At 59.6% G+C, this 18,698-nt stretch carries 9 protein-coding genes, 2 rRNA genes and 2 pseudogenes; 7 read left to right on the top strand and 6 right to left on the bottom strand.

Annotation, left to right across the window (positions count from 1 at the left end; all coding sequences use genetic code 11):
• Window positions 1-5,398: pseudogene (locus tag AACY50_RS27725) on the top strand (LapA family giant adhesin); the annotation flags it as partial.
• Window positions 5,399-5,546: 148 nt separating this feature from the next.
• Window positions 5,547-5,885 carry a tryptophan synthase subunit beta gene (locus AACY50_RS27730; protein ID WP_339434186.1) on the top strand — a complete coding sequence of 113 codons (339 nt, stop codon included), beginning with the start codon at window positions 5,547-5,549 and terminating at the stop codon, window positions 5,883-5,885.
• Window positions 5,886-6,013: 128 nt separating this feature from the next.
• Here AACY50_RS27730 and lapD read toward each other — a convergent pair whose 3' ends face one another.
• A complete protein-coding gene (lapD, locus tag AACY50_RS27735; protein WP_339434187.1) occupies window positions 6,014-7,960 on the bottom strand; it encodes a cyclic di-GMP receptor LapD in 1,947 nt (648 codons plus the stop codon).
• A 14-nt stretch (window positions 7,961-7,974) separates the two neighbouring features.
• Window positions 7,975-8,667, bottom strand: a complete 693-nt coding sequence (gene lapG, locus AACY50_RS27740) for a cysteine protease LapG (RefSeq protein WP_339434188.1) — start codon at window positions 8,665-8,667, stop codon at window positions 7,975-7,977.
• A gap of 197 nt (window positions 8,668-8,864) precedes the next feature.
• Between lapG and AACY50_RS27745 the strand changes: the two genes are divergently transcribed.
• From AACY50_RS27745 to AACY50_RS27765, 5 genes are all read left to right on the top strand, one after another.
• Window positions 8,865-9,575 (top strand): GntR family transcriptional regulator, encoded by a 711-nt coding sequence (locus AACY50_RS27745; RefSeq protein ID WP_339434189.1) that lies wholly within the window; start codon window positions 8,865-8,867, stop codon window positions 9,573-9,575.
• A gap of 767 nt (window positions 9,576-10,342) precedes the next feature.
• Entirely contained in the window at window positions 10,343-11,119 is a 777-nt protein-coding gene (locus tag AACY50_RS27750; RefSeq protein ID WP_339434190.1) for a DUF3050 domain-containing protein, read from the top strand.
• A complete protein-coding gene (locus AACY50_RS27755) occupies window positions 11,116-12,045 on the top strand; it encodes a diiron oxygenase (protein ID WP_339434191.1) in 930 nt (309 codons plus the stop codon). The genes AACY50_RS27750 and AACY50_RS27755 overlap by 4 nt, the downstream gene beginning before the upstream one ends.
• 13 nt (window positions 12,046-12,058) lie before the next feature.
• Entirely contained in the window at window positions 12,059-15,454 is a 3,396-nt protein-coding gene (locus AACY50_RS27760) for an amino acid adenylation domain-containing protein (protein ID WP_339539775.1), read from the top strand.
• Between the two features lie 22 nt (window positions 15,455-15,476).
• Window positions 15,477-15,944, top strand: coding sequence for an SRPBCC family protein (locus AACY50_RS27765; RefSeq protein ID WP_339434193.1), 468 nt, complete (start codon window positions 15,477-15,479; stop codon window positions 15,942-15,944).
• A 145-nt stretch (window positions 15,945-16,089) separates the two neighbouring features.
• Here the strand turns inward: AACY50_RS27765 and AACY50_RS28900 are convergent, their stop codons facing one another.
• The 4 genes and pseudogenes from AACY50_RS28900 to rrf (AACY50_RS28910) form a co-directional block, all read right to left on the bottom strand.
• Window positions 16,090-16,875, bottom strand: a complete 786-nt coding sequence (locus tag AACY50_RS28900; RefSeq protein WP_371857642.1) for a methyl-accepting chemotaxis protein — start codon at window positions 16,873-16,875, stop codon at window positions 16,090-16,092.
• A 69-nt stretch (window positions 16,876-16,944) separates the two neighbouring features.
• Window positions 16,945-18,021, bottom strand: a pseudogene (locus tag AACY50_RS28905) (HAMP domain-containing protein); the annotation flags it as partial.
• A gap of 375 nt (window positions 18,022-18,396) precedes the next feature.
• Window positions 18,397-18,512: ribosomal RNA gene (gene rrf / locus AACY50_RS27775) — 5S ribosomal RNA — on the bottom strand.
• A gap of 105 nt (window positions 18,513-18,617) precedes the next feature.
• Window positions 18,618-18,698, bottom strand: a 5S ribosomal RNA gene (gene rrf / locus AACY50_RS28910); the annotation flags it as partial.

The following is an 18,698-nucleotide window of genomic DNA, read 5'->3' on the forward strand; positions in this document are numbered from 1 at the left end:
TCAGAACATCACCATCGAAGTCGGCAAAACCACCGGCACCGTGACCACCACTGCGCCAAACGATGCGCTGGCCGGTAACGCCCCGCTGACCAACTCGATCACGGGGGTTTCTGGCGGTAACTACGAAAACCTCGTGGCCGACAAAACACCGGTTTCGACCACCGTCACCGACGTCGTAGACACCACCAACCTGACGCTGAGCGCCACCGACTCGGTCGCCGAGGGCGGTTCGATTGTCTACACCGCGACCCTGACCAACGCCGCGGGTTCGCCAGTCACCGTGACTCTGTCGAACGGCGCCGTCATCACTATCGAGGCAGGTAAAACCACCGGCACTGTGACTGTTCCAGCGCCTGCCGATGACGTCTACAAAGATGCCGGCAAAGTCGAAGCAACCATTTCGACTGCTACTGGTGGCAACTTCGAGAACCTGGTGCCAAGCACTGTTCCGGCCGTGACTGAAGTGACCGACACCATCGACACTTCGACCGTCAAACTGACGGCTGATACCTCCGTGGCTGAAGGCGGCACCGTCACTTACACAGCCACTGTTGGTGCACCGGTCACCGGTTCGCCAGTCGTCGTGACCCTGGCCAACGGCCAGAACATCACCATCGAAGTCGGCAAAACCACCGGCACCGTGACCACCACTGCGCCAAACGATGCGCTGGCCGGTAACGCACCGCTGACCAACTCGATCACTGACGTGAGCGGCGGCAACTACGAAAATCTCGTGGCCGACAAAACACCTGTTTCGACCACCATCACCGACGTCGTCGACACCACCAACCTGTCGCTCAGCGCCACCGATTCTGTGGCCGAGGGCGGTTCGATCGTTTACACCGCCACCCTGACCAACGCTGCTGGCTCGCCAGTCACCGTGACCCTGAGCAACGGCTCGGTGATCACCATCGAGGCCGGTAAAACCACTGGCACCGTGACAGTTCCAGCGCCGGCTGATGACGTTTACAAAGATGCCGGCAAGGTCGAGGCAACCATTTCGACTGCCACCGGCGGCAACTTCGAAAACCTGGTACCGAGCACTGTTCCGGCCGTGACCAGCGTCACTGACACCATCGACACCACGTCGGTGAAACTGAGCGCCACCGGCACCGCAGCAGAAGGCGGCACCGTCACTTACACCGCCACCGTGGGCGCGCCAGTGACCGGCTCGCCAGTCGTCGTGACCTTGGCCAACGGTCAAAACATCACCATCGAGGTGGGTAAAACCACTGGCACTGTGACCACCACTGCGCCAAACGATGCGCTGACCGGTCATGCGCCACTGACCAATGCAATCACTGACGTAACCGGCGGCAACTACGAAGACCTCGTAGCCGACAAAACCCCGGTCAGCACCACGGTGACTGACACCATCGACACCACCAATCTGTCGCTGACTGCGACCGGCACAGTGGCCGAGGGCGGTTCGATCGTTTACACCGCGACCTTGACCAACGCCGCTGGCTCGCCAGTCACCGTGACCCTGAGCAACGGCTCGGTGATCACCATCGAAACCGGCAAAACCACGGGCACCGTGACTGTTCCAGCGCCGGCTGACGACGTCTACAAAGACGCTGGCACCGTGCAGGCAACCATCACCGGCACCAGCGGCGGCAGCTTCGAAAACCTGGTGACCAGCAACACACCAGCCGTGACCAACGTTACCGACACCATCGACACGACCACTGTCAGCATCACCGGCAGCACCTCGGTAACCGAAGGCCAGACCGCCAGCTACACCGTCAGTCTGACCCACCCGGCGCAAACTGAAGTGACCCTGAAAATCGTTTACAGCGGCACCGCTGCCGACGGTTCGGACTTCACCGGTGTGTACACCGTGAAGATCCCGGCGGGCGCCAGCAGTGCGCAGTTCAACGTCGCGACCATCGATGACAAGATCACCGAAGGCACCGAGAACTTCGTGGTCAAGATCGACTCGGCCACTGGCGGCAACTTCGAGAACCTCGCCGTCAGTAGCACCAATGGCAGCGTCAGCACCTCGATCATCGACAACGATGCACCGCCGGTTCTCGATCTGGACGCCAACAACTCCAGCGGCGCGACCGGTGCCGACTACAAGGTGACCTTCACCGAAAACACTCCGGGTGCGGGCGTGTCGATTGCCGACACCGACATCAGCATCACCGATCCGGACAGCACCCTGCTGACGGGCGCGACCGTCACTCTGACCAACCGTCAGGACGGCGATGCGCTGAACCTGGGCAACAGCGTCAACGGCATCACCATCAATGCCAACAGCACCAACGGCACCGTTACCCTGACCTTGTCGGGCAACGCGACGCTGGCCGACTACATGCAGGCGATCAAGAACATCAGCTTCACCAACAACAGCGAAGACCCAAGCACCGTGCCGCGGATCATCACCGTGAAGGTGACCGATGGCGGCAACTACTCCAACACCGCGACCACCACGGTTAACGTGGTGGCAGTCAATGATGCGCCGGTAGCGGCACCGGTCAACGTCACCGGCACCGAAGACACGCCGCTGATCCTCGGCTGGTCGACCTTTGGTGTCACCGACGTCGACAGCCCGGCCAGCAGCCTGGGCGTGAAAATCACTCAGTTGCCGGGTGAAGGCAAACTGCAGTATCTGGACGGCTCGACCTGGAAAGACGTCGCCACCAACCAGACCTTCAGCAAGGCCGACATCGACGCTGGCAAACTGCGTTTCATGCCGGATGCCAACGAGTCGGGCGTGAACGGTTACGGCGGCACCGGTCTGGGCAATAACCAGGCGGACTACGCACAGATCAAGTTCCAGCCAACCGACGGCCAACTGCTGGGCAACACCGGCACCGTAAAAATCGACATCACGCCGGTGGCCGATGCCCCGACCGTGAGCGTGGCCGACAACAGCGTGAAGTCCACCGGGCTGATCAAGGAAGTCTGGACCGGCCTGTCGGGCCTGGGCACCAATGGCAACGGCGCCGATTCGACCACGTTGAAAAACGTGATCGACGGCGCGGGCACACCGAACTCCAGCGGCACCGTGACCAATGTGCAGTCCGACGGCAGTGTAGCCGCCGGTACCGCCTCGAAAACATCCGGCCTGATCTATCTGGAAGCGGGCAAGACTTACACCTTCAGCGGTGTCGGCGATGACAGCTTGCTGGTGACCATCGGCGGTAAAAACGTGGCAGCCACGACGTGGGGCGCGGGCGGCAACCTCAACGGTTCGTTCACCCCGACCACCAGCGGTTACTACACCCTGGACATCTACCACCACAACCAGAACGGTCCAGGCAGCTACGACGTCAACCTGTCGGTCAACGGCGGCACGGCGATCGACCTGAGCAGCGCTGGCGTGCCGATCTACACCGGCGTGCAGGACTTGATCAACTCCGGCGTGACCGTCTCCGATCTGCACGGTACCAACGGCGAAGGCTATTACGACGGCTTCAAGCTCAACACTGGTGCCGAAGGCACCACGGTCAAACTGTCGGCGGTCTCCACTGCGCTGACCGACACCGATGGTTCGGAAACCCTGAGCGTGAAGATCAGCGGCGCACCGGTCGGCTCGGTGCTCAGCGATGGCGCGGGCCATACCTTTACCGTCACGGCGACCAGCGGCGATGCCAACGTCACTGGCTGGAATCTCGGCAGCCTGACCGTCACGCCACCGCCGTACTACAACGGCCAGTTCAACCTGACCGTAACCTCGACGTCCACCGAACAGGTCGGCGGCTCGGCGAGCAGCACGGCAACCATTCCGGTCACCGTGGTGCCGGCGGTCTACAACGCCATCGTCGCCACTTCGGCCGATGACACCGTCACCGGTACCGATGGCAACGACATCATCGTTGCCGACATCGGCGGTCTGACCGTCGTGCCGGGCACCAACTACAACATCGCATTCATGGTCGACAGCTCCGGCAGTATGAGCACCTCGTCCATCAACGCGGCCAAGGACTCGCTGACATCGGTGTTCAACACCCTCAAGCAAAGCCTGGGCGGCAGCAATTCGGGCACGGTGAACATCTTTCTGGTGGACTTCGATACCCAGGTCAACAAATCGGTGTCGGTGAACCTCAATGACCCGAACGCCCTGACCAAGCTCAAGGCCGTGCTGGACTCAATGACGTCCGGCGGCGGCACCAACTACGAGGACGTGTTCAAGACCACGGCCAACTTCTTCCAGAGCGCTGAAGCGGTGGCCAACACCGGGGCGAAAAACCTCACGTACTTCATCACCGATGGCCAGCCGACCTACTATCAGAACGGCGAGCAGACCAACCCGACGCTGTATGGCAGCGTTAAGCTCGACAGCGTGGTGACGACCAGCAACTACAAGCTGGGCGACACCTTCAGCACTTACATCGATAACACCCACTACCTGAGCATCAACAGCGCCGGCAGCGTGGTATTGCAGACGTACAAGAATGGCAGTTGGAACTGGAGCAGTCTGGGCACTATTCACGCTCAGGGCGACGGTACCTATGAGCTGTCGAGCCTGGCCGGCACCGGCAACAGCACCGACTCGTCGACCACCAGCAACTCCAACAGTAGCTTCACGCTGCTCAGCGGTCTGTCGAACGTCGAGGCCATCGGTATCAACACCGGCGTCAGCCTCAACGATCTGAAGCCGTACGACTCAGACCACACGCCGCAAACCAACATCGATCCGAAGGACCTGGCCAACTCGATCATCGGCCACACCGAAGCGACGATGCCGGGCAACGACACTGTCAGCGGCGGCAACGGCAACGACATCCTGTTCGGCGATCTGGTGAGTTTCAACGGCATTGCCGGCGAGGGTTATCAGGCGATGCAGGCGTTCGTGGCCAAGGAAACCGGCGTCGACGTCAGCAAAGTCACCACCAGCAATGTGCACCAGTACATCACCGAGCACTATCAGGCGTTCGATGTGTCCGGTGCGCATGACGGCAACGACACCCTGCTGGGCGGCGCGGGCAATGACATTCTGTTCGGCTCGGGCGGCAACGACTTGCTCGACGGCGGTAAAGGCAATGACATTCTGCTCGGTGGCACCGGCAACGACACGCTGATCGGTGGGCAGGGCAACGACATCCTGATCGGTGGTTCCGGTGCCGACACCTTCGTCTGGAAGGCGGGCGACACCGGCAACGACGTGATCAAGGACTTCAAGGCCAGCGAAGGTGACCGCATCGACCTGCGTGACCTGTTGCAGGGCGAAACCGGCAGCACCATCGACAACTTCCTGAAGATCACCACGGTCGATGGCGTGTCGTCGCTGCAAGTCAGCTCGGGCGGCAAGTTCAACTCGGGCGATACCGCCGCCGCAACGCCGGACGTGACGATCAAACTGGAAGGCAACAACTGGTCCAGCGCCAACATTCACAACCTGATTGCCGGTAGCGATCCGACCATCAAAGTCGACCACAACAACAGCTGATCCGTGAACAAAACGGCCGCCCCAATGGGGCGGCCGTCACGTTTGTGCTGTCCGGACCGGTGACGATTGCGTCGCCGCACCGCATACTCGCGTGCGGTTGGCTATGCTGCTGACAGCATGACGCTGGTTCATTTCTGAGGGATGCTCAATGTTTTACGTGCAACGCGATGCGCAAGGCCAGTTGATTCGCGTGGAAGCCACGGCCTACGCCGAGGCCACGGAAACGCTGCCCGCCGACCACCACGAAATCCAGGCGTGGTACGCCAACGAAGCCGTGGAAAACAGCCTCAAACAGCTCAAGCAGAGCGACTTTGAAATGATTCGGGTACTCGACGACCTGATTCAGGTGCTGACCCAGAAAGGCGTGATCCGCGTCACCGACCTGCCCCCGGCGGCCCAGGCCAAACTGATGGACCGGACCCAGGCGCGTGAGGCGTTGGGCGGGTTGAGTCAGTTGATTGACGAGGATGAGGGCGGGTTGATCTGAAGACTCAATCTTCAGGCCCATCCGCGAGCAAACCCGCTCCCACAGGGGAACGGGTCAACAACTCAAATCCCCCGTGGGAGCGGGCTTGCTCGCGAAAGCGGCATCCGTGACGCCGCCAAACTAAAAGATCACCGCCAAGGCTTGGGCTCACCCAAAAACTGCCCCTGTACCCCATACAGCCCCATCTCGCGAATCACCGCCAACTCCCCTTCAGTCTCCACACGCTCGGCAATCAGCGGCAGATCAATGCTGTGCGCCGCACGCTGGATCGCCTCGATGAACAAGCGCTTGTCACTCTCCTGATCGATCGCACGAATGTAGCTGCCATCGATCTTCAAGTACGCCAGCCCCAGCCGCGCCAGGTTGCCGATCATGCTGAAGCGCCCGCCGAAACGCTGCAGACTCAAGGAGAAACCAAGCTCGCGCAGACGCCGGGTCAACTGTTCCAGTACGGCTTGCTCCGGCAATTGCTCTTCGCCTATTTCCAGGGTCAGACGCTCCCCCAGATTGGAATGAGCCCGTAAAATCTCGAAGACTTTGTTCAACGCCTGCGGATCGGCCAACGTCGCGGACGACAGGTTCAGCGCCAGCGAATCCTCATGCTCCATCATCTGCTCAAGCACGCGTTCGAGCATCAGGCGATCCAGTCGCGCGGTCCAGCCAAAACGCTCCAGCCACGGCAGGAAACGCCCGGCCGCAATAGTCTGGCCCTGATCATCAAGCAACCGCGACAGCACTTTGTAGTGCAGCACAAACTGCGTGTCTTCAGCGGCCACTACCGGTTGGAAGAACAGCTCGAAACGCCGCTGATTCAATGCCTGATCGAGCAAACGGTGCCAGGCGTGGTGATCGTCGCCAACGTCAGCCGTGAAGCTGTGATCGATACACGCCCAGTTCTGCTCGCCCTGCCCCTCGGCCTGCGCCAGCGCCTGATCGCCAAGGCTGAGCACGGCTTGCGGCGAATCGCCGTGGGCAAACGGCGCCAGACCAATCGACGCCACCGCCGCGACATCGGTAGCCCCCGTGGTATGCAAGCTGCCCAGCGCGGCATCAAGGCTTTGCGCCAGTTGCAGCGCTTCCTCACGGACCAGCCCCGGCGCCAGCACGGCGAATTCACCGCCGCGAATGCGGGTGACGAGGTTCTGGGTTTCCGGGTATCTGGCGCACTCGCGGGAGAGTTGCTCGCCAACCGCTTTCAGCAACTCATCAGTGCGCTGGCCGCCAAGGCGCTGATTCAGCCCGGCCAGGTCCTTGACCCGCAATAACAGCAAGTAACCGGAGCTGGCCTGCTCCGGGTTACTCACCCGATTGTTCAACTGCATCTCGAAATAGCGCCGGTTGGCCAGCCCAGTGAGGTTGTCCTGATAGGACTCTGCACGCAGTTTTTCACTGCGCTCGGCCTGCTCCTGAAACAGCGCCTTGAGCTTCTCGACCATCTGGTTCATGGCCAGCACCACGCGCCGCAACTCGGGTGTGCGCGGTAGCTGCGGCAGGATGAGAAATTCGCGCCGGGCAATCGCATGGGACTGCTGGACCATGTAATCCAGCGGTTTCAATTGCCGGCGCAGCAACAGCGCGCCGAGTACGGCACTGACGGCACCGCAGATCAGCAACCAGCCAAGACTGCCCAGCGCGCTCTGCCACAGCTTGGCGAGGGCGAACATCGGGTGACTGACCACTTCAACTCTTGCCGCCTGCTCCCAACCACGACTGACCAGCGCATCACCGCCAGCGGGCTCCAGACCAATCAGTTTGACGAACCAATCGGGCACGTTGGTAACGGCAGGGATGCCGCTGCGCTCAACGATGGTCTTGTCGGTCTTCAGATCAACCACGCGGATGCTCGCGTAATAGCCGCTGTCGAAAATCGAACTGACCAGCAACTCGACCATCGCCGGATCGTCGATATTAGGCGTCAATGACAACGCCAGCGCCGTCGCCGCGTCCTGAGCGTGGGAGCGCAACTGGTTGACGTACTGGGTGCGCGAGCTCTCCAGACTGACCATGAAGCTGCCGGTGAAGGCGACCACCAGGAACAGACAGATAGCGATCAACAGCTGTTTGAACAAAGACATCTGAGCGCGTGCTCCTAGTTAATCGTTTCGACCGGGAAACCTTCGGCCTGCATTTTTTTCAGCACATCCTGCCAGCGCGACAGGCGTTTGGTGTCGCCGACCTTTTTGTTGCCCTTGGCCCCCGGCAAATACAGACCTTCGGCATTGAAAGAATAGACCGGCAGCAAATCGGTCCGTTGGGACGCAGGCTGGATCGAATCGATCAGACTGTCGAGCACCAGCGGCATGGCGTCGGGCGTGGAATAGTAAGTCAGCACCATGTGCGCGCGGTTCTGGCGCAGTGCCTTGACGTAAGTGATGCGCAGTTTGTCGCTGGAAACGCCCAGGTGGCGCAGACTGAAATACTTGGCGATCGCGTAGTCTTCACAATCGCCGGCGCCCTTCCACAGCGCCTCAATCGGGGTTTCCCAATAGTCGACCTCGTGCCACAGGTCGATGTCTTCGACATAGCGCACCTGTTTGTTGAAAAACAGGTTCACCACCTTGAGCTTGTCCATTTCGCTGACCTGTTTCTGCGTCGCCAGCAGATTTTGCCAGGCATCAATCCGCTGCTGCCCTGCGCCCAGCGGTCCATAGAGTGCCGTAGCCTTGCGGCTGATCGCCGAAAAATCCCAATCGGCATGCAGACCGCCCAGCATGAGGCCGGCCAGCAGCAGTGCGCAGCCTAACCAGCGCAACGTGCGGGGGATCACGAAACGTACCGCCACAGCAGGTTTCCAGGAGGCAGGAATGAAAGCGTTTGATGGTGAAGCTTAGCCGGGGAAAAAACAATGGCACCATGAGATCATCCACGACGCGCTAAACTTCAAATGTGACGGAGATCCTCTACACGGTTTGACAACCTGTAGAGCAATCTCTAGTGTCATTTGGATCCAAATTCAGTCGACATACAGGGTGCGTAGTCGTGACTCAGAAGCCCAAACCGCTGCAGAGCATCAAAGTCGATGGGCCGATTCCCGCTCACTTGGCTCGCTCGACGATCGAAGAAACCCTGCGTGCCGCCATCCTTGATGGTCGTCTACCGTGTGGCACAGCCCTACGCCAGCAGGATCTCGCTGATCTGTTCGGTGTCAGCCGCATGCCGGTGCGCGAAGCTTTGCGCCAGCTCGAGGCGCAGGCACTGCTGAGCGTTACCACGCACAAAGGTGCCGTGGTGGCCCCGCTGATTCAGGGTGATGCCGCGCAAACCTACGAGTTGCGCATTCTGCTCGAGTCCGAAGCCATGCGTCAGTCGATTCCACTGCTGACCGACGCTGATCACGCACAGGCAGCCCGTTACATCGAAGCGTTAGAGGCTCAACACGATTACACGGAAATCGGCCAGCTCAACCGCCTGTTCCACATGGCGTTGTACTGCAAGGCGCCCAACCAGCGGCTGTTGCGTCTGGTGGAGGACGGGCTCAACGAAGAGGAGCGCTTCCTGCGTTTCAACCTCGACGCCATGGGCCTGGGCAAACTGTCTCAGGACGACCATCGCGCCATGCTGCAAGCGGTGATCGAGCGTGATGTCGAACGCTCGATCGCTCTGCTCGAACAGCACCTCAACCGTGGTGTCGATGTCATCACCGAGTATCTCGCCAGTTCTGCCGCGCAAAACCGCAAAGCCACACGTTGATCCCTGCACGCCGGGCTCAGACTTGCAGGTCTGCCCGGCGAATAACCCGCTTACAAATCCTCCGCGCACCGGCCACAAATACGCTGGCATCCATACCCCTTCGCTCTAACCTCCCTGCGTCAATCAGCCCGAAACTTGCACCCCTGCGGTGAAGAATCGGTAATAGCCGTGGCGGCCATTTACCCTCACTCTTGAACGGCCAACCCAAAAAGAACGGGCGACGCACCGCACCGCCGGCGCAGTCCCCGCAACAGGAACCTACGGAAGGAGCCTTGTCACGGGAAAAGGAAAGAATCGGCGCCCGTCATCGCCCACTTTCATCCCTTCAAATAACTTAAATCTCTTCATCACAAAGTTGCTTCGAGTGAGGCATTCACTCTGTACATTTCATTTTGGCCTTTATTGTCCGAAAGGAGCAACTTCGCCCCAATAAAACTTATTAAAATAGTTTTATCGGGCACACTCATACTTGAAAAAACGACAACTAAAAATAATTAAAATTAGACTTGTTAATTTGTTTGGCGTTGTATTAGTTTTTCCTCGCCGAGCTTGAACTTCCCGCACCAGTGGGGGCGCAGACCAACCTTACAAGTAAAGGGATGGCAACGCCCAGTCCGGCTGCCGCGCAGTTCTAGACATACATCAATCCAACTTCATTGATTTGTATGAGGCTGCCGTACGCCTGGAAAAAGAATAACAAGCCGCTGTTCCGTTGATTGCGCAGTTGAAAGAGCTGTCCCATTTCACATCAAGGATAAAGGCCCGTCATGTCTCAAATAAAGCACCAACTTGCCCAGAAGAAAGCCGAACTTAGCGTTCACCCCATCTTTGGCGAAATCGACTCATTGAGTACCTTGCAACGTTTCATGGAAACCCATGTGTTTGCCGTGTGGGATTTCATGTCGCTGACCAAACGCCTGCAACAGGAACTGACTTGCACCCGTCTGCCCTGGCTGCCACCGCGTGATCCCCATGCCGCACGTCTGATCAATGAAATTGTCCTCGGTGAAGAATCCGACGACTGCCTGAGCCATGGTCATTACAGCCATTTCGAGTTGTATCTGGATGCGATGCGCGAAGTCGGTGCGAGTACCTCGGCTGTGGAACGCTTCGTCGCGCTGCAGCAAGAAGGCGTGAGCTATGACGTGGCACTGCAGAGCATCGAGATCGATCCGGCCGCCGCGCAGTTTGTCCGCGACACGTTACGCATTGCCCTGCATGCGCCGGGACACAGCGTGGCCGCTGCGTTTCTGCATGGCCGCGAAAGTGTGATCCCGACCATGTTCCAGCGCATCCTCGATGACTGGGGCATCGGCATCGAACAGGCGCCGACCTTCCGCTACTACCTGGAGCGGCACATCGAAGTCGACTCCGAGGATCACGGCCCGGCGGCGGAACAGCTTCTTGAAAGGCTCGTCGACGGCGACCCGCAGCGAGAAAGCGAGGTTTACGCCAGCGCCATTGCCGCCGTCGAAAGCCGCATCGCACTGTGGGACGGCCTGCGCCTGAGCATGCGTGAACCGTTGGCGGAGGTGGCCCGATGAATGCCGCCGATTACCAATCTTTCGCCGAGGCGTGGGAGAGCCGCGCAACCATCCGGACCCGCCCGCGACGGGTACTGGAGGACGACCAGCGCCTGATCTATCCGCTCAGCCGCCAACCGCTGGTGCTCTGCGACACCTTCCTGCGCGAATGTCCGCAACAGCGTGATTTCGCCTTGGTGCAGACGCTGTACAAGTTCATCAACGACGTGGTGATCTTCGAAACCGAAATCGTCGACAAGACCGCCCGCAGCATCGCCAAGAACCGTTTCGCCGTGCCCTTCCCGTATGCCTGTCGTTACGACGCGATGACCGTGGTGGTGGACGAGGATTACCACGCACTGGTGGCGATGGATTTCATGCAGCAAACGGTGGCCATGACCGGCATCGAGCCGATTCAGTTGCCCGATGAAATCGAGCTGAGTCGGGCGATTCCGGCTGCCGTTGCGCTGGCACCTGAGCACCTGCGCAGCGCCGTGGAATTGATCTGCGTGGCCATCGCGGAAAACACCGTGACCGGTGACGTCGCGGCGTTCGCCCGGGACGACACGGTCAAGCCATCGATCAAGGGCCTGATGGCCGACCACTTGCTCGACGAGGGTCGCCATTCAAGTTTCTGGGCGCGGATGGTGCGCATCTATTGGCACACCGCAGGCCAGGCAGATCGCGAAACCATCGCGCAGATTCTGCCGGTGTTCATCGAACATTACCTGACCAACGACATCCAGAAATCCTTCGACCTGCGCCTGATCGATGCACTGCCGGTCAACGACGCCACGCGCCACTCGCTCAAGAGCGAAATGGCCGGACTGGCCTTTCCGATCAACCGCCACCACCCCTTGGTCGGCAACATCGTGAAGTTCTTCCACAACAGCTCGCTGCTCGACACGCCGTGTGTCCAGCACGCCCTGCACGACTATCTGGTTTGAAGAGGAGGCCGACATGAAACGTCTCGACATTTTGCTGATTGGCACAAGCCAGGCCATGGCTGACCTGGCGGTGGAGCTTGAACAACACGGGCATACATTGCGGCGCAACGGCGCAGCGAAATCGACGGTGGATTTGATCATCGACGATGGCTTCATTGCAGCCGGCGATCTCTGCGCCATTCCACACCTGCATCTGCGCCTGGGTGTCGATGCACAAGGCAGTGCAGGTTTGCCGACACTCGACCTGCTGTGCTTTCTCGGCTCGTCACTGATCAGCCGCACGCCGATAGCGGATGAGCCTTCAGGCAATGGCCAATCACTGCGCCAAAGGGCCCTGGCGCATGTGGTCGACGAGGTGGCATTGCTGGTCAGCCGCTTCTCCCGTGATGAGTCATATTTCCAACAGGTTGCGTGTGTTGCTGCGCCAGACTTTGAACAGGTGCAAAACCTGCTGTTCCTCGACAGCCTGGCCTACGTTCATCGCCTCAACGCCACAGCGCACCCGGCGCTGCTGCAACAGGCACAGACTCCGCTGATCGAAGGCCTGCAACAGAGCCTGATCCGCCACGCCGAACGCCCGGCGCTACACGTCGCCGAGCAGTCGATCAGCTACCGTCAGTTGCACGCTCACAGCCGGGCGATTCAACAGCGCTTGCAGCCGCTGCTCGACCAGCATCCGCAACCGTGGGTGGTCGGCATTTGCCTGCCGAAAAGCCCTGCACTGTTTGCCTCGATACTGGCGATTCTCGGCAGCGGCGCGGTGTACTTGCCGCTGGAGCCGAGCCATCCGTTGCAGCGCCAGCAATACATCCTGGAAAACGCGGGTGCCTTGCTGTTGTTGCATGACGGTGAACATCCGCTGAGCGAAACCATGCCGGGGCTGAATGTCAGCCATATCGACAGTACAGACGCCGATCTCGGTCGCCCCCTGATGCGCCAGCGCCCGGAACTCGACGCACCGTGCATGGCGCTCTACACCTCGGGGACCACCGGGCATCCGAAGGGTGTGCTGCTCAGTCAGGCGAATCTCGCGCACTTCACCGCGTGGTACGCCGACTACACGCAACTGCAGGCCGAGAGTCGGGTGTTGCAGTTTTCTTCGCTGAGCTTCGATTCCTCGCTGATCGATATTTTCCCGACCCTGCTCGAAGGCGCCGAACTGGTGGTGCCCAATGACACGCAACGGCGTGATCCGCTGCAACTGGTCGCACTCATCCGTCGTCGGCAACTGACCCACGCGTTTCTGCCGCCGGCGCTACTGAGCATCCTGCCGCTGGAGCAACTGCAAAGCGTGCAGCAGGTGATGACCGGCGGCGATGTCTGTGAGCCGTTCGTCATCGAGCAACTGACCCGCCAGGGCACACTGCACAATCTCTATGGCCCCACCGAAGCCACCGTGCTGATCACCGCTCGCCAGCTCAAACCCGGCGACAGCAATCGAACCCTCGGCGCACCGATCGCCAATAGCCAAGTGCTGATTCTTGATGACGATCTGCAACCGGTGGCCGAGCACACCGTGGGCGAACTGTTCATCGTCGGTCCCGGCGTCTGCCTCGGTTACCTGAACAATCCAGAGCAGACTGCCGAGCGCTACTTGACCCTGAATCTGCCGGATGGCCAGCCGTTGCGCGCCTACCGCAGCGGCGACATGGCCAAGTGGGGCGAGCACGGTATCGAGATGTGCGGGCGGCGCGACAATCAAGTGAAGATCCGCGGTTTCCGGGTCGAGCCGGAAGAGATCGAACGTTGCCTGCGCGAGAGTCAGCTGTACCGACAAATCGCCGTGGTGATCGACAGTCAGCGGCGGATTCTGGCGTTTCTCGCCCAGCCTCAATCGGACGCCGCACGTGAAGCGCTGAAGGCCCACGCCCAGCAGTTTCTGCCCGACTACATGCAACCGGTGGCGTGGACTGAGCTGCCGAGCATGCCGTTCGCCAGCAACGGCAAGGTCGACCGCAAAGCGCTGCTCGATCTGCCGGTGAGCGTCCAGGACAGCGGCCCGAAATGCCTGCCGGCGAATGCCGACGAAGCCCTGCTGCTGGAGATCTGGGCGCAACTGCTGGAGCTGCCGCCCGGTGATATTTGCACCGACGAAAGCTTCTTCAATCTCGGTGGGCACTCGATTTTGCTTTCGCGGATGTTGCTGCGCTTGCGTGAGGAGTTCGGCCGCAGCATCTCGATCAACCGCTTCATCGAACGGCCAACCATCATCAAACTGGCGACGCTGGTGCGTGGCAGCGATGCCAGCACCGTGCTCAGCGCTCTGGCCATGGCCGATGCCGAACGAGCGCTGGAGATCGAGCCATTGCCGATCAGCCGCATGGGCGATGTGCACAAGGTGATCGTCACCGGCGCCAACAGTTTCGTCGGCGTACATATTGTCGAGGCGCTGCTCGGTTGGGGCGCGAGCGAAGTGGCGTGTCTGGTGCGTGATGGCGGCGGGTTAACGGCGGAGCAGCGCTTTGCACAATCGTTGCGCGAGAACCGTCTCGAACACCTGGATCTGAGTCGAGTGCGCGTCTACGCGGCAGATATCTCTCGACCGCAACTGGGATTGGCTGACGACGATTATCAACGCCTTGATCGCGAGTTCGGCGCACTGGTGCACAACGCCGCCAACGTCAATCACGTACTCGATTACGAGTCGCTGGCGGCGGACAACGTCGAGCCGATTTTCGCCTTGCTGCGCCTGTGTGAGGGGCGCAGCAAAAAAATCTTCAATTTCGTCTCGACGCTGTCGGCCTCAAGCACGGTCGATGACGCCGGCCGGGTCCTGGAACTGCCCGCCGCGCCAACGCCACCGATCTACATTCGCAACGGCTACAACCTGTCGAAATGGGTCGGTGAACGTATCCTCGAACGGGCGCGCACGCTCGGGGTTCAGGTCAATCTGTATCGCCCCGGCAATATCAGTTTCAACAGCCTGAGCGGTGTCTGCCAGCCGCACAAAAACCGCTTGATGCTGATGCTCAAAGGCTCACTCCAACTCGGTCAGGTGCCGGCCTTCGCGCTGAATTTCGACTTGATGCCGGTGGACTTTCTCGCCCGTTTCATCGCCTTCCACGCCAGCCGTTATTCGGCGCAGCGCGCGGTGTTCAACCTGCACAACCCCGAGCCTTTGAGCTGGGACGCCTATGTCGATTCGTTTCGCGAAACCGGCAATGAGTTCTCGCTGGTCAGCGTCGCGGACTGGCAGCAGCAACTGGGGCGAGTCGATGCCGACAACGCGCTGTTCGGTGTGCTCGGTTTCTACCTCAACGGCTTCGAGGAAGACATCGGCGACATCTCCCTGATCGGCCATGCCAACGCCGAGGCCGGTGTGCAGCAAATGGGCGCGCACTACCCGGAAAAATCCCCGGCGCTGCTGCGTCGCGGCTGCGATTACCTGAAAGAAATCAACTTCATCTAGTTCATCAAAAAGGAGCAACACCATGAGCACTCTGCAACCGGACACCCTGATCAAAAACCCGCACGGCTGCCACGTCGTCTCTTCAGTGGAAGTGCCGGCCGACGCTGCACACGTCTGGGCGGTGGTCGGCAACTTCGGCGGTTTCGACCGGTTCATTCCGGCGCTGTCGCACATCGAAATGACCGGCGAGGGCGTGGCTTCGCTGCGCAAGAAATGCTTCAAGGATGGCAACGTGGTGGTTGAACAACTCAACTCCCGCGATGAACAGGCACGGTGCATGACCTGGACGACGATCTACAACACCTTGGGCGTGGCCAATCTGTGGGCAGCGATGAATGTGGAATCGCTGGGCGAAGGCAAGTCGCGGGCGACCTGGACGATCATTGCCGAGCCTGCCAGTGGGGGGGCCGAAGCCCTGCCGGGGTTCAAGGAGTTTGTGCAGGGGTTTGCCGATGATGCGATGGGGAATGTTTTGAAGCTGTTTGTTTAAGGCTTTGGTTTAGCGGTGACTGAACTACCGCTATCGCGAGCAAGCCCGCGTCCACAGGATCTTGGTCTTACACAAATATTGTGTGCGCCAAAAACTGTGGAAGCGGGCTTGCTCGCGAAGAACGATAACGCGATCTGACTTCAGGTCAGATTTTGAAACTGTCGACCAACTGCTTCAACCGGTTCGCCTGCTGCGACAACGCATCACAATCCTTCAACGTCTCGTTGAGGTTGGCCACGCTCTGCTGATTCAACAGGTTGATCTGGTTAACGTCGACGTTGAGGGTTTCCACCACCGCGGTCTGCTCTTCGGTGGCGGCGGCCACTGACTGGTTCATACCGTCGATTTCACCGATACGCTGGGTGACGCTGACCAGGCGCAGACCGGCCTGGTTGGCCACTTCAACACTCTGCTCGCTGGACGCCTGACTGGCGTTCATGGTGCTCACCGCTTCACGCGAACCGACCTGCAGGGAAGTGATCATCTTGTGGATCTCTTCCGCCGATTCCTGGGTGCGATGGGCAAGGTTACGCACTTCGTCCGCCACTACCGCAAAACCACGACCGGCTTCACCGGCACGCGCCGCTTCGATGGCGGCATTGAGCGCCAGCAAATTAGTCTGTTGCGAGATGCCTTTGATCACATCGAGGATGTGGCCGATGTTGTCGGTGCTGGCATTCAGGGTTTCGATCTGAGTGCACGACAGGCTGATCTTCTGCGACAACTCTGTCATTGCCAGAATGGTTTGCTCCACCACTTGACGGCCATCATCAGCCTGCTCGCTGGCACCGCTGGCGTGCTGCGAGGCGTCGGCGGCGTTACGCGCGATTTCCTGCGTGGCGGCGCCCAACTCGTTAATCGCCGCGGCCACGCTGTTGGTACGCGCACTCTGCTCATCGGAGCCGACGATCGAGGCATTGGACGATGCCATCACCCGTTGCGACAGATCATGCACATGGCGAGTGGCCGAAGACACTTCGGAAATCGACGCGTGAATCCGCTCCACGAACTGGTTGAAGGCACTGCCCAGTTCACCGAATTCATCTTTGCTCTCGACCACCAGACGCCGGGTCAAATCGCCTTCGCCCTGGGCGATGTCCTGCATTGCACGGCCCATGGTGGTCAGCGGGCGCATCAACACGTTGATCAAAAGGCTCAGCAGAAGAGCAATGGCACCCACGGCAACGAACATCGCGATCAACGCCGAAGTACGGAACTGGCTGAGTGCGGCGTAGGCTTTGTCGTGATCGATCGACAGACCGATGTACCACTCGGCATTCGGCAGATCATTGACCGGGGTGAACGACAGGATGCGTTCCTGGCCGTTGAGCACCACGTTCTGGTTGCCCTTCTCGATGCGCACGCTGGAGTTGGGGTAGATGTCCTTGAGGTTCTTCATCACCTGATCTTTGTCCGGGCTGACGATCACCTGACCGTCGGCGCTGACCAGGAACGCATGACCCAAACCACCGAAGTCCACCGAGTTGATGATCTTCACCAAGGTTTCCAGACTCAGGTCACCACCGACCACGCCGAGCAGTTCACCGTTCTTTTTCACCGGCATGGCGATGGTCACCACCAGACCGCCGACGGCGGCCATATAGGGCGGCGTCAGCATGGTTTTGTCGGCGACCACTGCTTGCTTGTACCAGGGGCGCTGCCGCGGATCGTAACTGTCCGGCATCTTCGCGTCAGGGCGTTGAGTGAACACACCGTTGGCCTGACCGACATAGGTGAACTGGAAGTTAGAGGTGAAGGCTGGTTGATCAACCAGCCCCGGAAAATCAGCGTCCTTGCCCTGATGGGCAACGTTCTGCGCGAGGTTCTCCAGAACCAGAATCCGCCCGCTCATCCAGTTCTGCACGCTGCTGGCAGTCAGATCGCCCGCTTGCTGCACGGAAGACTGCAGGTTCTGGCGAATGGTATTTCGCTGAAGATAGTCGTTATAGAGGGTGAACAGCGCGAACGCCAGGACCACGACGCCCGAGGCGGCCAGCAGGATTTTATGGCTGAACTTGAGATTCATTTCATGGGACTTCTTATGACAAATGTGGGGATGCGTTCCGGGATGCAACATTCCATGTAACAGCGTAAGCAGCGTTCTACTGTCTGCTCTACTTTGGTGCACGCATGTCTCACCAGTCTGTCGGCACGTTTCGCAGAAATCTTAGGGCTTTGCACGAAATGGACGTCACTTCTGCCAGATTCCCGCCGAACGGTGATCCAGAGCCTGTGTCGCGGAAGGTTTTCTGACCACTACTCGAGCGCCAGGCACACTGAACAAATGATGATTGCAGTGTTCGGTGTTTTGATTGGGGGGGGGCGCCAGTGACTAGCGTTATACCAGGTGGCGCAAATGGCAGGTTCGATACATCAGCAAGGCTCATAAAGCAGTAAGCCCTGAACGAGAAAACCCCTGACTGCGTTAGCAGACAGGGGTCTCGGAATTCAATCTTGACGATGACCTACTCTCACATGGGGAAACCCCACACTACCATCGGCGATGCATCGTTTCACTGCTGAGTTCGGGATGGGATCAGGTGGTTCCAACGCTCTATGGTCGTCAAGAAATTCTGTATCTGGCCCGTCAACACGGTAACGAGCCAGCAAAAATGGGTACTTCTACTAAAACAAAACCCCAACTGCTTTCGCAATTGGGGTTTCGGAATTTAATCTTGACGATGACCTACTCTCACATGGGGAAACCCCACACTACCATCGGCGATGCATCGTTTCACTGCTGAGTTCGGGATG

The organism is Pseudomonas sp. RA_15y_Pfl2_54, from assembly GCF_963971015.1.
In the GTDB taxonomy this organism is placed as follows: Bacteria; Pseudomonadota; Gammaproteobacteria; order Pseudomonadales; family Pseudomonadaceae; genus Aquipseudomonas; species Aquipseudomonas baetica_A.